We start from the raw sequence: 16,328 nt of genomic DNA, 5'->3' as shown, positions 1-16,328 counted from the left end.
GGCCCCGTCCGACTTCCGAAGTCGAAGCCGGACTTCGGAAGTCGGGTCACTTCCCGTCGGTCACGGCCAGCTTGAACGTGTGGAACACTTCCTTCCCGGCCGCGTTCGTCACCGTCAGGATTACGTCCACCGTGCCCAGGCCCACGTCCTTCGGCACCGGCCACTCCACGCCGGTCGCCGTCGCCGTCATCCCCTCCGGGCCGGTCTCCACCTTGAACTTCACCCCGGCCCCCTTCGACCAGACCTCCGGCTTGTACGCGAACGTCTGGCCCCGCACCGCGCCGCCGGGCTTGCTCACGACCATCAGGTAGTCCGAGCCGCCGGCCGCGAGCTTCTCCTTGATGTTCAACTTGTTGAAGAACACCGAGGTCTTCGCCGCGTCGAGGACGACGAGCACGTTCGCCGCCGGGACGAGGTGGAACCGGTCGTAGAACGCGATCCCGTCGCCGCGGTAGAACATCTGCTCGCCCCGGTCCGCCGGGGTCGTGTACCCGGCCATCTTGTCGAGCTTCACCAGCGGCGTCGCCTCGCCGATCATCCGCACCGTCGGCCCGACGACGCCGGGCGTGGGGTCCGCCGCCCCCTTCTTCTTGGGGATCGTCGTCCCCGGCCGCGGGGCGGTCGCGGTCGTCTCGAACTCCAGGTAGAACGTGCCGTGCGCCGCCGGGACGCGGGCCGGGCCGGTGGCGTACTGGGCGTGCCCCGTGCCGACCGGCTTCAACTGGGCCGTGTACAGGCCGTTGTTCGTGTGCAGCGTCCCGTCCGGGCCGGGCAGGATCGGGCCGACGGACGTGTGCTCGTAGTGCCCGGCCGCCGTGCCGTCGTCCGCCAGGACGACGCACGACAGGCCGGTCGGCGAACTGTTCAGCCGCCAGTGGCCGTACACCCGGCCGTCGGCGGACGCCCGCACGAGGCCCTCGGTCAGGCCGTTGAGGCCGCCGCCGCCGTGCCCCATGTTCGTGCCGGCCTTCACCTCGATCGGCTTGAGCGTCTTCGGGCTGAGGAACGCGTGCTTGCCGCCCCACCCCCGCGTCGGGTCGGCGTGGGTCACGAGCAGCGGCCCGTCCACGGCGTGGCCCATCACGATCTGCTTCGGCGTCCCGCCGTCCACCGGGTTCGCGACCGTCAGCTCCTTCTCGAACGTCCGCAGGTCGTACCGCTGGATCACGTTCGCCGTCGTGTTCAAAACGAACAGCTTATTCATTCCGCCGGCGATGAGCGGCTTGTCCTCCGCGACGGGCAGGTACTTCGCGACCTTCCCCTCGCACACGTCGAGGATCGCGAGTTGCTTCACGGACGGGATGCGCAACACGACGAACCGCCCCCCGCCGGCGGTACACGCGGCGTCGGCCGCGCCCGGCAGCTTCACCTCCGCGCCGTCGGCCGCCTTCGTCGGCGTCAGCGGGAACACCTTCGTCGGAACCTCGACGACCGCGGCGCCGGCCTCGGCGACCGGGGAGACGGACGCCTTCGGCGGGTCGGCCGACGCCGGGGCGACCGCCGGGGCCGGGGCCGTCGCCACCGCGTCCGCGGACACCGGGTCCAGGGTGAAGTTGTGGAACACCTCCTGCCCGGTCGCGTCCGAGACGGTGATGAGCACGCTCGCCGGCGACGCGTCCAGCGGGACGAACCACGTCAGCTTCCCGTCGTCCGCCACCTTCATCCCGTCCGGGCCGCTTTCGAGTTTGAACTTCACGCCGCCCTTCTTGGACTTCACGACGATCGGGTACGTGTACTGCTTGCCGAGCACCGCGGGCGTCGGCCGGGACGCGACGAGCAAGTAGTCCACGCCGGACTTCTCCAGCTCCTCGAGCACGTCGAACCGGCGGAGGATGAGCTTCGTGTTCGTCGCGGACAGGGCGGCGAACAGCTTCGCGTCCGGGACGAGGAAGAACCGGCGGTCGAGCGCCCCGCCGGGCGGCTGGTAGCCGCCGGGGAGCGGGACGGCCACCTTCGACCACGTCAGGAACGGGGCCGACTGGCCGTCCAGGTAGAACTTCAGGTCCGCGTCCGCGTCGCCGCCCCGGTCCCGGGGGCCGCCGTAGCCGGGCGTCTCGCGGGCGAACGCCCGGACGACGAGACCGCCCTGGACCGCCGGCTCGACGGCGGCGGAGTTCGTCGCGGTCGGCGACCCGACGGCCGCCCCGGACGCCGTGTAGATGCCGTTGTTCGTGTAGACGAACCGCCCGTCGGCGGACGGCCGCGGCTGGCCGACGACGTTGATCTGCACCTTCTTCACGTCGAACGTCGGGCCGACCTGCCCGAAGTAGTACTCGTTGTGCCACCCGCCGTGGCCGACGAGCAGCTTGCCGTTCTCCGACAGGTAGCCGTTGAGCGCGTTCACCCCGCCGGCGTTCGCCGACTTCTCGACCGCGAACGCCTTCAGCGAGATCGGGTCGAGGAACTTCGCCTCCCCCTGGAGGTAGGCGTTCGGGTCCTGCTTCGGCACGACGACGAGCGGGCCGGAGGTCGCCGACCCCATGAGCAGCCGGCCGACGGTCACGCCGGTCGGGTTCGGGAGCGTGACCTCCTTCTCGAACGTGCGGAGGTTCCACCGGACGAACACGTCGGCCGTCTTGTCGTGGACGATGAGCCGGTCCATGTTGGCGGCCATCGCCACGCCCTCGTTCGTCACCGGCAGGTACTTCACCATCTTCGCGACGGTGGTGTCGAACAGGCCGATCTGCCGGAGCTTCTCGAAGTGGAGGCAGACGAACCGGCCGCCGCCGCCGACGCACGCGGCCGTCACCTCGCCGGGCAGCGACATCTCGCGGCGGTCGGTCACGTCGTGGGCGGCCGCCAGCGGCAGCGGATCGACCGGCGGCAACTTCAGCGGCAGGGCCTCCGGCTTCGGCGGGGCCGGCGGGGCCTTCGGCGGCTCGATCGCGACCCGCGGGTTCCGCGGGTTCCGCGGGACCGGGAGTCCGGCGACCGGGCCTTGCTTCTCCTGTTCCATCGGCTTGGCCATGCCCGCGTCCGGCAGGGCCGGCCGCGGCGCGTTCGCCTCCGGCAACGGCGCGGCCGGGACGGGCTGGATCGGCGGGGCGGGCGGTGCCACGACGACCGGCACCGGGGCCGGGCCGGGGTCCCGCATCCGCGACCACGCGGCGTACCCGAGGCCGCCGAGCGCCGCGATCAGGAACCCGCCGATGCCGAGGAGCAGCAGCACCGGCGACCCGCTCGGCGCGGCCCGCCGCGACGGCCGGTCGTCATCGTCGTCGTCCCGCCGCCGCGACCGCCGCGGCCGCGGGGCGTCGTCCTCGTCGTCCTTCGGGGCGCGGCGGGCGGTCGCCGGCTTCGCCCTCTTCGGCGGGTCGTCGGCCTTCGCCGGCGCGACCTCGGGGGCGAACGAGTGGATGGGCGCGTGGCACTGCGGGCAGTTCTTCGGCCGGTCCTTCTCGGCCGCGTCGATGACGAAGTGGCAATCCGCGCAAACGAGTTTGGCCGGCATCGGGGTGACTCGCACGACGAGGGAAATGGAACTACTGTACTCAGTTTTCCCGGCGATCGCAACAATCCGGGGGTCACGCCTTCACGTAGGGCGGGTCAAGGCTTTCCGCCGACCCGCCGACACTCTTATCCCCTCTCCCCCGGCTTTGCGGGGGAGAGGGTTAGGGTGAGGGGGAACGCCTCCCTTACCAGGAAGGGACGTTTCCGGCGCGGCGAGCGTCTTCCCCCTCACCCCGGCCCTCCCCCCCGCAAAGCCGGGGGAGAGGGTGTAGGTCGGCCGAAAGCTTTGACCCGCCCTACGAGACCTGTCGCGACCGCCGGAACTTGCGAAATCTGGGGCGGCGGGAGAATCCGCGTCCTCTGTTTTTCCGTCATTATTCATACGCCCTCTCACAATCCGCGCGTTCGTGTTCTACGCTTTCTCCGATCATTCCGGGTGTTCCGGACCTTTCATTGTCCGAGGATCGCCCGACCGTAGACACCGGGGTGAGGGCCACAACGTGAAGCGCGGCATCCGGTTACGCGGTGTCAGCGGCACGATCAAGGGCAAGGTTTGGCATTCCGAACACCTGCTTAGGTCCGGCCGGCTGAACACGCTCGAAATCGTCCTGGACGACAGCTCCGTCAGTCGAAAGCACGCCGAGGTCCGGGCCGGGAACGACGGCTGCTGGTCCGTCATCGACCTCAACAGCACCAACGGCACGTACATCAACGGCCAGCGGATCCCGCCGAACGCCGAGCAGCCGATCAAGCCGCGGGACATCGTCCAGTTCGGCAAGATCGCGATGATCGTCGAGTTCACGGAAGCGACGCTCGACGGCCCGCCGTCGGACCAGCTGACGCTCGCGGCGAAGCTCGCGCTGCCGATGTCGTCCGCGGCCCTGTCGCCGAGCCGGTCCGCCGTCGCCCCGGACACGGAGCAGACGCCGCGGGCCGGGGACCAGCTCATCGCGCTGCTCCGCGCCGGCCAGCACCTCGTCCACCTCCAGAGCGAAGACCAGCTCCTCGACACGATCCTGAACGACGCCGTCAGCGTCCTCGACGCGCAGCGCGGCGCGATCGTCCTGGCCGAGGGGGAGAACCTGCTCGAACCCCGCCTCCGGCTGCGGTCGCTGGCCGTCGGCCCGCGGGAGCCGGGCGGCCGCTTCCCGTTCAGCCGCCGGCTCGCGCAGCGGGCGTTCGCGGCCGGCGAGTCGATGCTGTTCAAGAACGTCCGCGAGGAGGAGTTCCAGGTCACGCAGAGCATCTCGGACGGCGCGATGGGGTCCGTCCTGTGCGTGCTGCTGCGGACGCCGCGGCGGAAGATCGGCGTCCTCCACCTGGACCGCAGCGTCTACCAGGCCCCGTTCTCCGAGAGCGACCTGGTGTTCGCCGACGCCCTGGCGGCGCACATGTCGTCGGCCGTCGAGTGCTCGCACCTCCTCCGCCAACAGCGCGAACTCTTCCTGAAGACGATCACGACGCTGGCGGACATGGTGGAACTCCGCGACCGGTACACCGGCGGCCACACCCGGCGGGTGACGCAGTACTCGGTCATGCTGGCGGAGAAGCTCGACCTGCCGGACGACCAGATGGAGCTGATCCGCCTCGGCACGCCGCTGCACGACATCGGCAAGATCGGGATCGCGGACGCGATCCTGCAGAAGCCCGGCCGGCTGACGGCGAAGGAGTTCGCCGAGATGCAGACGCACACGACGCTGGGGGCGCAGTACCTGGCCGGCATCCCGGAGCTGGCGTCGATCACCCCGATCGTGCGGAACCACCACGAGCGGTGGGACGGGACCGGCTACCCGGACCGGCTGGCCGGCGAGGAGATTCCGCTGCTCGCCCGCATCGTGGCCGTTTGTGACGCGTTCGACGCGATCACGAGCGACCGGCCGTACCACGAGGACAAGAAGGGGAAGCCGCCGGAGGTGGCGTTCGCGGAGATCGCCCGGCAGATGGGCCGGCAGTTCGACCCGCAGTGCGCCGCCGCGTTCCTGGAGATTCGGGACAACATCCTGCGGGTAATGTACGAGCTGATGCCGAACGTGGAGGTGGCGGCCGGCCCGCCGAAGCTCGACCCGCCGACGCCGCCGCAGCCGATGGACCGCACGGTCATCACCGGCGAGTCCTACGGCGGCGACGTGGTGCTGGGGTGAGACCTCACGCGACGAACTGCCCGCTCGGCCACGTCGCGTCCCGCACCGGCTCCAGCACGGCCCGCACCTCCTTCAACAAGGCTTCGTCCGTCGGCGTCGCGAGCGCCCGCAGGTTCGCCTCCAGTTCGTCGCGCTTCGCCGTGCCGGTGATCGTGCTCGGGATGCGCTCCTCGCCGTAACAGAATTGCATCCCCAGCACCGACACGTCCGCCCCACGGCCGCGGCAGAGTTGCGCCGCCGCGGCGCACGCGGCCTTCACGTCCTCGCCGGCCGGGTGCCACGGCGGCGGCCCCTGGTTCGTCAGCAGGCCCATCGCCAGCGGGCTGGCGTTCAACACGCCGACGCCGTGTGCTTCAGCAACCGGCAGCAGCTCCGTCAGCAGCCGTTGGTTTTGCAGGTTGAAGTGGCAGTACGAGATCACCGCGTCGAGCTTGCACCGCTGGATCGCCGTCCGCAGCAGCGGCAGCGGGTAGCACGACATGCCGACGAACCGCGTCTTGCCTTCTTTCTTGAGTTGATGCAGCACGTCGGCCGTGTCGGTGAAGACCCGCTCGGAGTCGTCGGCGAACTCGATGTCGTGGGCGAGAAGGATGTCCACGGAATCGACCCGCAGGCGGCGGAGCGAGCCTTCGAGGCAGGAGCGCATCCCGGCCGGGGTGAAGTCGAACCTCTCCCGCGTGTGCCGCCCGGCCTTCGTGCAGATCAGCACCTTCTCCCGCCAGCCGCCGGCCAGCACCTCGCCGAGAATCTCTTCGGACGTGCCCTCGCCGTAGAACGCGGACGTGTCGATGAGGTTGATGCCGGCGTCGATGCCGGCGTGGACGGTGTCGGCCGCGTCCGCGACGCTGACCGGGCCGTACTGCTGGCCGAGCGCCGCCCCGCCGAGCGAGATGACGGACACGTTCAGGCCGGTGGAACCGAGCGGACGCAGCTGCATGGCGGTGACCTCGCGGGGCGGATTCCCAAGGTCATTGTGCTAAACTACCGGCTGCTCGTCCGCGAGGTGCGCGTGTCCGACCCGGTCCTGGAAGCGAAGCCGAAGCCGCCCCGCGCCCGCGGGGCGAAGCGGCTCGCGTTCGTGTGCGTCGGCGTCGTGTGCGTGACGCTCGCGGTCAGCGGGGCGCTCATCCCCGGCGTGCCGACGACGCCGTGGGTGCTGCTCGCCAGCTACTGCTTCGCGCGGTCGTCCGACCGGCTCGACCGGTGGCTGCGGCGCGCCCCGGTGTTCGGCCGCATCATCGCCGACTGGGAGAAATACCGCGGCATCCGGCGGCCGGTGAAGGTGCTGGCCGTCTGCACCGTGGTGACGGTCGTGACGCTGAGCATCACGCTGTCCGGGTTGCCGGAGTTCGTGAAGTGGATGATCGGCCTGTGGGCGGTGATCGGCGTGTCCACGATCCTCTTCGTCGTGCCGACGGCCAAACCGGATGTGGCGGCCGGGGCCGAAATCGAGTAGCATCCAATCGGGTGCGAATTTCATCCCCGGAGGCCGGCCATGTTGGACGTTACGACCGACATTCAATCGCTCAGTCACTTCAAGCGGAACACGCCGGACGTGATGGCGAAGTTGAAGAAGAGCGGCCGGCCGATGGTGCTGACGGTGAACGGCAAGGCGGAGGCCGTCGTGCTGGACGCGGAAGCGTACCAGCGGCTCGCGGAGCTGGCCGAGCGGGCGGAGATGATGGCGTTCCTCCAGGCGAGCAAGGCCGACGCGGACGCGGGGCGGACGGTCCCGGCACTGGAGGCGCTCGACAAGCTCGCGAAGAAGTACAAACTGTCCGGGAAGAAGTCGTGATCGCCGAGCGGGTGGAAATCACGATATATAGCCGCCGGCTTGCCGGCGGGGTTTCGGGGGTCGCAAAACCCCGCCGGCAAGCCGGCGGCTAAATAAATGCAACACTCACCGCTTCTTCTTCGCCGCCACCGTTCGCGCCGAGCCGTCCACGAAGAAGTCCTTCCAGTCCGCGAACTGGTCGGCCGTGCCCTCCAGGTCGAACTCGCCGCTCACCAGGTCGCCGATGAACGCCTGCAGCTTCCGCCCGCCGGCCGGCTTCGCGTGGTGCGTCGCCAGCTCGCTCGCGAAGTTCAAGAGGTCGTACACCCGGCAGGCCGTCGGCAGCGTGCGTTGCCGCTTCGCGCTCAGCGCGTCCATGTTCGCCAGCCCGTAGATGCTCGTCAGGTCGCCGGCCATCTTGCCGAACGCGTGCATCACCGGCGTGTCGCCGAGGCTCGCGCCGTCGCCGCCCTTCACCGGCATCCGGTTCGACACCTCGCGGTTTTGAAGCATCCCTGTCACGGTGCGGGCCAGCCGCGCGACCTCGTGGACGGACGCCCACGACTTCGTCGAGGACTCGAACCGCTGGCGGAGCGCCGCGAACCCTTCCTCGTTGTTGAACCCTTCGAGCGCCCGCTCCAGCCCGAAGCTGCCGCTCGCGCCGCCGCGGCCGAGGTTGATCTCGCTGCGGAACGCCGGGGTCATCGCGATGGCCCCGTTGATGCAAATCTGCCGCAGGAGCGCGAGGTACACCGCCGGACGGCCGAACGCGTCGATCGGCGTCTCGATCACGTACTGTGCTTCAAAGCCGTCGCCGCTGATCGTGAACGGGCTGCTGTGCCGCGGGACGTGGTAGCTGCGGACGATGCCGTCGTGGTAGTCGCGGTCCTTCGCCCGATACCGCCGCAGCAGGTTGTCGAGGTCGTCCTTCTCGATGACCCCGGCCTTCGGGTTCGACACGGCCAGGATCGTCGCGGTCGGCGAGTCGTCTGGCGTCTCCAGGCAGTAGCGGATCTTGTCGTCCGGGGCCTTCGCGCTGATCCGGCGGAACACTTCCTCGTGCGAGAAGTAGCGGAAGATGTTGTGCGTGAACCCGAACCGCATCTGGAGGCTGTTCCAGAACCGCTTGCTCGTCTTGACCGGGCGGTCCTTGAGCGTGAGCGTGTTCGTGAACCGGACGCCGTTGAGCCGGTCCGGGGCGTCGTCGGCCGGGGGGACTTGCAGGTCGCGGAGGCGGCAGGTCCCGTACTCGAACGTCGCAGTCATGGGAAATCCTTTCAAGGCGAACGGCACGGCGTAAGCGTGCCGGTGTGGGGGCCGGGGGCATCGGGGGGTACACCGGCACGCTTACGCCGTGCCGTTCGCCCGGTCGCGCGGGCGGGAGGAGGTCGGGGTGCGCTTCTTGAGGTACTCGGGCAGGTCCACCTGGGTCTTCGCCAGCGCCCGCATCGTGTTCACGGCGACTTGCTGAATGCGGGGGTTCACCTGGAGTGATCGCCAGTCGTTGTCCTGCCACACGTACTGCAGCTCCGCCGACGCCGTGCGGACGAACGGCCACCGCGTCTTCTGGCACTGTACGATGTTCTTCGTGGTCACGTCCGGGTGCTTCCGCAGCACGCGGCCGCACATCTGCACCGTGATCCCCTTCTCGCTCGGCCGGCAGAACACCGTCTGCAGGCTCGGGCAATCGAACCCTTCCGCCAGCACGATGCAGTTGACGAGCACATCGACTTCTCCGTTCTCGAAGGCTTCGAGTTGCGCGTCGCGGTCACCGCCGGCGGTGACGACCTCGACCCGCACGCCGGCCTTGCGGAGGATCGCGGCGGCGCGCTCGCACTGCGGGACGGTGTGGAAGTAGAAGACCGTCTTGCCCCATCGGTCCCGCTCGCGGAGGTAGAACTCGGCGGCGCTGTCCGGCGTGTACGCCGGCATCGTGAAGTGCCGGAACTTCGACAGGTAGCCGTCCTCGATGAGCGTGCGAATCCCGGCGTCGCGGATGCTGGTGTCGAAGCAGAGCTTCACCTTGTCCGCCCGGAACGGCGTGGCCGACAGGCCGAGGATGTACCGCGGGCGGACGACGTTGTGCAGGTGGGCCATGCTCCCGGCCGCGTCGTGCTGGGCCTCGTCCACGACGAGCAGGTCGAGGTTCGCGGGCGGGTTCTTGTCGAACATCGAGATGAACTCGGCCGTCAGCGGAATGCCGCGCTCGGCGGCTTCCGCTTTCGCTTGCGCGAGCAGGTATCGCCGCATCGCGACCCAGCCGACGCGGACGCCGAGCTGCTTCTGCAGGCCGGCCGCGATGAGCAGGCCCATGACCGTCTTGCCGCTACCGGTCGGGCTTTCGACGAGAATGGACCGCAGTTGCTTGTCGAGGAACAGGTCGAGGGCCTTGCCGACGATCCGGGTCTGGTACGGCCGTGGCTCGACGTTCGTGTCGCGGATGAGGTCGTCGATCGTGACCATTGCGAGGCCCCCGTCCCTGTTGGTGTGGAGGGGTTATCGCAGAATTTTGTTCGCGCGCCGATGTGCGTAGGCGGGGGAAAATGCCGGCGAAATGCGCCTGCCAAAGCCGGGCTTCAGGCCACCGGCCTGAAGCCCGAAACCGTCGAGAAGGGGTCACTTCGCGAACGCGGCCGGGTCCGCGGCGAGCGCCCGCTCGGCCTCCGCCTTCGCGTCCGCCAGCCGGCCGTCGGCGACCGCCTTCCGGTACGCCGCGACGTGGTCGGTCGCGGCCGGCAGCTCCACCACCTCGACCGTCGGCACGAGGAACACCCGCCGCTTCTCCGTCGTCGGCTTCTTCTTGAACAGCCGGTTCACGTAAGGGATCCGCGCCACCGCGTCCGGCATCGCGTCTCGGTACGTCGTCACCTCGACCGTGCCCAGCTCGACGACCTTCCCGCCGCCGGTCGGCAGCTTCTCCTCCAGCTTGTGCGTCAGCGTCTGCACGTCCGGCTTCCGGTAGAACTGCGTGAACGGCACGGCCTGGCCCGCGCCGTCGGCGGGGACCATCCGCGTCACGGCCACGAGCGGGGCGGCGTGGTTTACCACCGTGAACCGGGCGTCGAGCGTCAGCGTGACGGCCTTCCGGTCGTCCGACACGGCGGCCGCCACCTTCAGCGCGACGCCGTCGAGGACGCTCTCCGTCTTCGGCCACTCGCCCTTGATGCCACCCGATTGGTCGGCGGCGGCGAGGACGGCGACCCGTTCCCCGACGATAACTTCCGCCGGCTCCGCGGCGTCGACCGTGAGCCTCGGCATCTGCATCGTCGCGGAGCCGCGGACGGCCTCCAGCGCCTGCACCTGTTGCGCGACGGTTCCGGCCAGCTTCGGCACGGCCGCGTCCGGGACGGAAACGACCCGCACGGTGACGGCCGCGGCGGGCGTGGTCTTGGGCGCTTGCGCGGCCGCGGCGGTCGCGGCGGCGGCGAGGACGAGGAGGGATCGGATCGCGTGCATCCTTGCACCTGGGGGGTTGGGGGCGGGCGTCGCGGGCCGGACGATACCCGCGTTCCCGGCCGGGGCAAGCGAAAACTTGAGAAAAAGTCGCCGGCCATCTTGTAGGGCGGGTCAAGGCTTTGCGCCGACCCGCCGGGGGGCCGCAACCACTCGGAGGGTCCGCCGGGAGACCGGGGGCGCGACGGCGGGTCGGCGCAAAGCCTTGACCCGCCTTACGGGAGCTTCCCGTGGCAAACCCCACCGCCGCCGGGTAGAGTTAACGACACAGCCGAGGGCGACGCGATGGTCGTGATGACGAACAGGTTCGGGCAGATCGAAGTTCCCAACCGGGTCGTGGACCTCGATTCGTTCGTCGAGTGGGTCCACTCCGGCGAGCTGCCGGAGAAGCTGAAGGTTCACTTTATCCAGGGCCAAGTGTGGATCGACCCAATGGAAGAATACTTCAGCCACAACCGGGTCAAACTCGCGATCACGCGGGCGATCGACACGATTGCCGAGGCCGAGAACCTCGGCCTGTACTTCGGCGACGGCGGCCTGTACCGCAACGCGGACACGGGCCTCGCGACGATCCCGGACGCCATCTTCGTTTCAGCCCAATCGCTCGCCAGCGGCCGCGTCACCTTCGCCACCGGCCGGACGAGTCGAACCGGCTCGGCGACGATCCTGGACGGCTCGCCCGACCTGGTCGTCGAAGTCGTCAGCCCGAGTTCGGGCGAGAAGGACTACGAGCGCCTGATGACGGAATACTTCGCGGCCGGCGTTACCGAGTACTGGCTCGTCGATGCCCGCACGGACGATGTCGAACTCGCCATCCACCGCCGCACGCCGAAGGGCTTCGCCGCCGTCCGCAAGGTGAAAGGTTGGCTCAAGTCCGAAGTACTCGGCCGGTCGTTCCGCCTCGTCCAACGGGAGCGGTTCGGCATGGTCGATTACGTCCTCGAAGTGAAGTGACCGGCCGCGTGGTACACTGACCCGCAGGAGGACCGCCGATGCCGCTCCGCGACCACTTCGAGCCGCCGCTCGACCGCCTGCCGTTCGAGGGCGTCCACAGCATGTGGCCGACCAAGATGGTGGAGAACCTGTTCCCCCAACTGCCGCCGAACTACTTCGCCGCCCCGCAGGTTCACCTCGGCGCGCGGCTGGAGTACGACGTGGCCGCCTACGAGTTGGGCGACGACGCCCGGCAGGCCGCGGCCGGCGGCACGGCCACCCTCGCCCCGCCGGAGCCGCACCTGCGGCTCGACACCGACATCCCGGCCCAGGACGAGTACGAGGTCCGCGTCTACGACCACGACCGCGACCGGCGGCTCGTCGCCACGGTCGAGATCGTCAGCCCGTCGAACAAGGACCGGCCGGAGAACCGCCGGGCGTTCGTCGCGAAGTGCGCCACGCTGCTGCAGCAGGGCGTGTGCGTGTCGATCGTGGACATCGTGACGGCGCGGCACTTCAACCTGTACGCCGACCTGCTCGACCTGATCGGCCGGGACGACCCCGCGATGGGGACGCCACCGGCCGCGGCCTACGCCGTTACGATCCGCGGCGACCGCCGCGGCCGCCCGCACGTCAAGACGTGGTCGCACGTCCTCACCGTCGGGCAACCCCTGCCGACACTGCCCATCGGCCTGGCCGACGACGTGTGGGTGAAGCTCGACCTCGAATCCACCTACGAGGAAACGTGCAAGTTCCTCGGCGTCTCGCGGCTGCGGTAGCTTCCTCTTTTCTTTCACATCCCACCGACGCGCCGCCGCGGTTCCATCAGATAATACCCCGAACCCCAGGGGGACCGCCGATGGCTCACGTCGGACTGCGGCGCGTCGTCGAACGCCTCCGCCGCGGCATCGACCGCGGCGACGCGGACGGCGACCTGCTCGACCGGTTCGTCGCCACCCGCGACGAGGCCGCGTTCGCGGCGCTCGTCGAGCGGCACGGGCCGAAGGTGTACGCCGTCTGCCGCCGCGTCCTCGGCCACCACCAGCTCGCCGAGGACGCGTACCAGGCCGTGTTCGTCGTACTGGCGAAGAAGGCCCACGCCGTCCGGCCGCGGTCGGCCGTGGGCGGGTTCCTGTACGGGGTGGCCCGCAAGGCCGCACTGGAGGCGTTCGCCGTGACCCGCCGCCGCAAGGAATCCCTCGTCGGCCGCGTGCCGGAGCCGCCGGCCCGCGCCGCCGACAAGGTCGAGGCCGACGTGCTCGCGATGCTCGACGAGGAGATCGCGAACCTGTCGGCCGCGTACCGCGCGGCCGTCGTGCTGTGCGAACTGGACGGCGTGAGCCGGGCCGACGCCGCGAGGCAGCTCGGCATCGCCGAGGGGACGCTGTCCAGCCGGCTGGCCGCGGCCCGCAAGCAGCTCGCCGCCCGGCTGACGGCCCGCGGCGTCACGTTCTCGCTGGGGCTGTTCGCCGCGCTGTCCGCGTCGGCGACCGCCGCGCCGCCGCTCGCTTCTTCTTCGACCGCGTCCGCCATCGCCGGGGGAGTCATGCGCTCGTTCATGCTCGCGAAGCTGAAGGTCGCCGCGACCGCGTGCGTGCTAGCCGCGGCGTTCGCCGCGTGGTCGCTCGGCCCGACGGCAACGCCGACGGCCACCGCCGCGCCGGTGCCGAAGGGGGACGTTCAAGAGGAATTGATCTGGGCCTATCAACCGTTCCGGAACGAATTGACGGCCTACCGGCCGGACGGGACGGTGGTGAAAGACTACCGACTCCAAGACAAACGGCGGCTTCTCGGCATCACGCCGGACGGCCGCGTGGCGTTCGTCGGTAAGGCGGGTCGTGCGGCGGCCGAAAGTGAGACGGAAGGTTTGACGGTCCACCTGCGTAAGCCCGGCGACGAGCCGCAAGGGGTGGACACCGGCTTGACCTACCGGGCGAACCAACATTTCCGGTGGTCGCCCGACATGACCCGCGTGGTCCGCACACAGTTGGTCGAACGACCCGGCGAGCCGCCGCCCTCGCGCTGGAAGGGAACCTTTTCCCTGTACGACTTCGGGACAAGGCAAGAGACCAAGCTCGACTTGGCGAGCAATCACGCCGTCGCGGGTTGGTCGCCGGACGGGAAATGGTTGCTCGTGGTGGAGAGAGACATTGAACCGGAGGTTTCGACGTGGAAGCGGCTGGACCTGGCCAGTGGTAAACTTCACGCGCTCTTCGAGGGATATTCGAGCCTTCACCTGCGGCTCTCTCCGGACGGGAAGGAACTCGTCGGGTTCGCTCACCTGCGAAGGGAGCAGAACAAGCCGGCCGAACTCTACCGTTTCAACGTCGAAACCGGGGCGGCCACCCGCGTCGAGAAGTTCGTGACGACACCGCAGGACATCCGGTTCGTCTCGCGGGCGTACTGGTCTCCGGACGGCCGACGGCTGCTCGTCGCCATGCGCGAGGAAAAGGGCCGAGACGGGGACGAAACGGCCCGGTTCGTCGTCTGCGATTTGGACGGAGGAAACTGCAAGACCATCGTGAAGTACCCCCATCAGTTCCTGGGCGACATGTATTGGCTCGGGCCGCGAAACCCCGTCGCCACGCCCGCGAAGCCGAAACCCGCCGGCCTCATCTGGACGTACAACGCCGACACCGGCAAGCTCGTCGGCTACGCCCCGGACGGCACGCCGGCGAAGGACGTCACCCTGACGGACGGCCGCCGGTTCCTCGGCCTCACGCCGGACGGGTCGCGGGTCCTGTACGCCGCGGACGGCACGGCCGGCCTCACGCTCCACCTCCGGCCGCTCGGCGACGGCCCGGCCGCCACCGACCTCGGCATCCCGTTCAAGCCCGATGTCGATACGCACCCGTTCGTCTTCTCCCGCGACGGCACGAAGCTCCTGCGGTCCCGCGTCGTGCCGGGCAAGGAGAGCGCCCGCCCGTGGCCGCAGACGCACGCCGTCATCGACCTGAAGACGAAGCAGGAAACGGCCATCGACGGCCTCGACAATTGCGTGATGATCGGCCTGTCGCCGGACGGGACGTGGGCGCTGGCGCGGGAGTGGGCCGCGCCGGACCCGAAGGCGAAGAAGGGCGGCCCGCCGCAACTCTGCAAGCTGTACCGCGTGCCGCTCGACGGCGGCGAGCCGAAGGTGCTGGCCGAGCTGCCGGCGCTGAAGTACGCGGCGATCTCCCCGGACGGCAAGCGGGTCCTGGCGTCCGGCACGGCCGACGCCGCGAAGGGGGCGGGGTTCCACCGCGAGGCCGTGCATTCGCTCGACGCGGCGACCGGCAAGCGGACGCAACTGGCCGACCACCCGATGCAGTCCGACACGGAGGTCTGCTGGTCGCCGGACGGCGGCCGCCTCGCGTACCTGTGGTTGAACGTCAAGCCGCTGCCGAACTTCCCCGACTCGCTGGTACCGGACGAGGCGAAGCTGGTGGCGTGCGACGCCGACGGCCGCAACCCGACGGCGTGGGCCGTCCACGACTACGCGAAGGAGCCGAAGGGCTACACGCAACTGCTCGGCTGGTTCCCGGAGGCGCGGCAGCCCATCGCGGCGCCGCCGAAGGGGTGGAAGGATGAAGGCTTGATGTGGTTCCGTAAGTCGAGTTCGGACCAGCTTATCGCCTATACGCCGGACGGGATAGAAGCGACGAAACTCGAAATCAAAGACGGCGTGCATTTCCGCGGCGTCACGCCGGACGGCTCGAAGATCGTGTTCCGTGGGAAGAACGGTCGCCTCGCGGGTCAGCGAGAGCAAAAAGGACTGACGATCCACCTCCGCGACCTCAACGGCGAAACTGTCGGCGTCGATACGGGATTACCGTCCGAGGATCTCGACTGGTACGTCTGGTCGCACGACCGGTCGAAGGCCGTTCGTAAACACTTTGTGGGGCAAGAGCGGACTCCCAGGTACGTGTTCGCGCTCCACACCCACGCGCTGATCGACCTCGCGACCAAGAAGGAAACCAAGCTCGACCTGCCCACGGACCAACGGGTAACGGCGGAATTCCCCGACCAGTCGGGGTGGCTGGTCGTACACGACAATTACAACCGTGACCCGAAGTTGCCGAAGTACCGGTGGCTCAAGCTCACGGCCGACGGCAAGTTGAAACCCCTGGCCGACACGCATTCGTTTGTACAGTTGGAACCGTCGCCGGACGGGAAAACGCTCACCGGCGTCGGGCAGGAACACCCGCCGCCCAGCGACCCGGTCCGATACAAGGTGTACACGGTTGAAGTGGCCGGTTCCATCGTCCGGGAGATTGCGACGTGTCACGACGCATTGGGGGACGCCGTGTGTCGTTGGTCGCCGGACGGGAAACGTGTGGCCGGCATCGGCTACCTCCGGGAACGGACCTGGGACGGCGGCACACGCGTGGGCGACAGCCTTCTGATGCGGTACGGCGCGGAGGACAAGAATGACGGCCGGTTGCTTTGGACCGGTCGAGGTTTCGACATGACGTTCCTCGGCTGGTTTCCGACAGTGAAACCGAAACCCGGTCCGAAGGCGAAGTCCATGGGCCCGCGGCCGCCGGCGCTAGCGGCCGTCGCGGGCGTTCTCGGCGGCGCGGGCTTGCGGTGAACGG

11 protein-coding genes are annotated in these 16,328 nt (G+C 69.3%); 6 read left to right on the top strand and 5 right to left on the bottom strand.

What is annotated here, in order from left to right; translation table 11 throughout:
* Positions 1–46: 46 nt before the first annotated feature.
* Complete coding sequence (locus AC5JJ2_RS26515; protein WP_495861070.1) at positions 47–3,451, bottom strand: hypothetical protein; 3,405 nt, start codon at positions 3,449–3,451, stop codon at positions 47–49.
* A 499-nt stretch (positions 3,452–3,950) separates the two neighbouring features.
* Between AC5JJ2_RS26515 and AC5JJ2_RS26510 the strand changes: the two genes are divergently transcribed.
* Positions 3,951–5,591, top strand: coding sequence for an HD domain-containing phosphohydrolase (locus AC5JJ2_RS26510; RefSeq protein ID WP_495861069.1), 1,641 nt, complete (start codon positions 3,951–3,953; stop codon positions 5,589–5,591).
* Between the two features lie 4 nt (positions 5,592–5,595).
* Here the strand turns inward: AC5JJ2_RS26510 and AC5JJ2_RS26505 are convergent, their stop codons facing one another.
* Positions 5,596–6,528: an aldo/keto reductase gene (locus AC5JJ2_RS26505; protein ID WP_495861068.1), complete on the bottom strand. Its 933-nt coding sequence runs from the start codon at positions 6,526–6,528 to the stop codon at positions 5,596–5,598.
* A 36-nt stretch (positions 6,529–6,564) separates the two neighbouring features.
* On the opposite strand from AC5JJ2_RS26505, the gene AC5JJ2_RS26500 reads away from it, so the two are divergent.
* Together AC5JJ2_RS26500 and AC5JJ2_RS26495 are read left to right on the top strand one after the other, a co-directional pair.
* On the top strand, positions 6,565–7,047 hold the full coding sequence (locus AC5JJ2_RS26500; RefSeq protein WP_495861067.1) for a YbaN family protein: 483 nt from the start codon (positions 6,565–6,567) through the stop codon (positions 7,045–7,047).
* A 39-nt stretch (positions 7,048–7,086) separates the two neighbouring features.
* The gene (locus tag AC5JJ2_RS26495) at positions 7,087–7,386 is read left to right on the top strand and encodes a type II toxin-antitoxin system Phd/YefM family antitoxin (protein WP_495861066.1); all 300 of its coding nucleotides are present in this window, start codon (positions 7,087–7,089) and stop codon (positions 7,384–7,386) included.
* A gap of 105 nt (positions 7,387–7,491) precedes the next feature.
* Here the strand turns inward: AC5JJ2_RS26495 and AC5JJ2_RS26490 are convergent, their stop codons facing one another.
* The 3 genes from AC5JJ2_RS26490 to AC5JJ2_RS26480 all read right to left on the bottom strand — a co-directional run bounded on the left by AC5JJ2_RS26490 (position 7,492) and on the right by AC5JJ2_RS26480 (position 10,821).
* Entirely contained in the window at positions 7,492–8,631 is a 1,140-nt protein-coding gene (locus AC5JJ2_RS26490) for a DUF932 domain-containing protein (RefSeq protein WP_495861065.1), read from the bottom strand.
* A gap of 81 nt (positions 8,632–8,712) precedes the next feature.
* On the bottom strand, positions 8,713–9,828 hold the full coding sequence (locus AC5JJ2_RS26485; protein ID WP_495861064.1) for a DEAD/DEAH box helicase: 1,116 nt from the start codon (positions 9,826–9,828) through the stop codon (positions 8,713–8,715).
* A gap of 153 nt (positions 9,829–9,981) precedes the next feature.
* Positions 9,982–10,821 (bottom strand): hypothetical protein, encoded by an 840-nt coding sequence (locus AC5JJ2_RS26480; protein ID WP_495861063.1) that lies wholly within the window; start codon positions 10,819–10,821, stop codon positions 9,982–9,984.
* A gap of 291 nt (positions 10,822–11,112) precedes the next feature.
* Here AC5JJ2_RS26480 and AC5JJ2_RS26475 point away from each other — a divergent pair, with 291 nt between their 5' ends.
* The 3 genes from AC5JJ2_RS26475 (at position 11,113) to AC5JJ2_RS26465 (ending at position 16,324) form a co-directional block, all read left to right on the top strand.
* Positions 11,113–11,772 carry a Uma2 family endonuclease gene (locus tag AC5JJ2_RS26475; RefSeq protein WP_495861062.1) on the top strand — a complete coding sequence of 220 codons (660 nt, stop codon included), beginning with the start codon at positions 11,113–11,115 and terminating at the stop codon, positions 11,770–11,772.
* 38 nt (positions 11,773–11,810) lie between these two features.
* Positions 11,811–12,530 (top strand): DUF4058 family protein, encoded by a 720-nt coding sequence (locus tag AC5JJ2_RS26470; protein WP_495861061.1) that lies wholly within the window; start codon positions 11,811–11,813, stop codon positions 12,528–12,530.
* Positions 12,531–12,610: 80 nt separating this feature from the next.
* The gene (locus AC5JJ2_RS26465) at positions 12,611–16,324 is read left to right on the top strand and encodes a sigma-70 family RNA polymerase sigma factor (protein WP_495861060.1); all 3,714 of its coding nucleotides are present in this window, start codon (positions 12,611–12,613) and stop codon (positions 16,322–16,324) included.
* Positions 16,325–16,328: the final 4 nt, after the last annotated feature.

It is taken from the genome of Limnoglobus sp. (assembly GCF_059499385.1).
The sequence above is the reverse complement of the archived record's forward strand: the minus strand, read 5'-3'. Positions and strand labels throughout refer to the sequence as shown.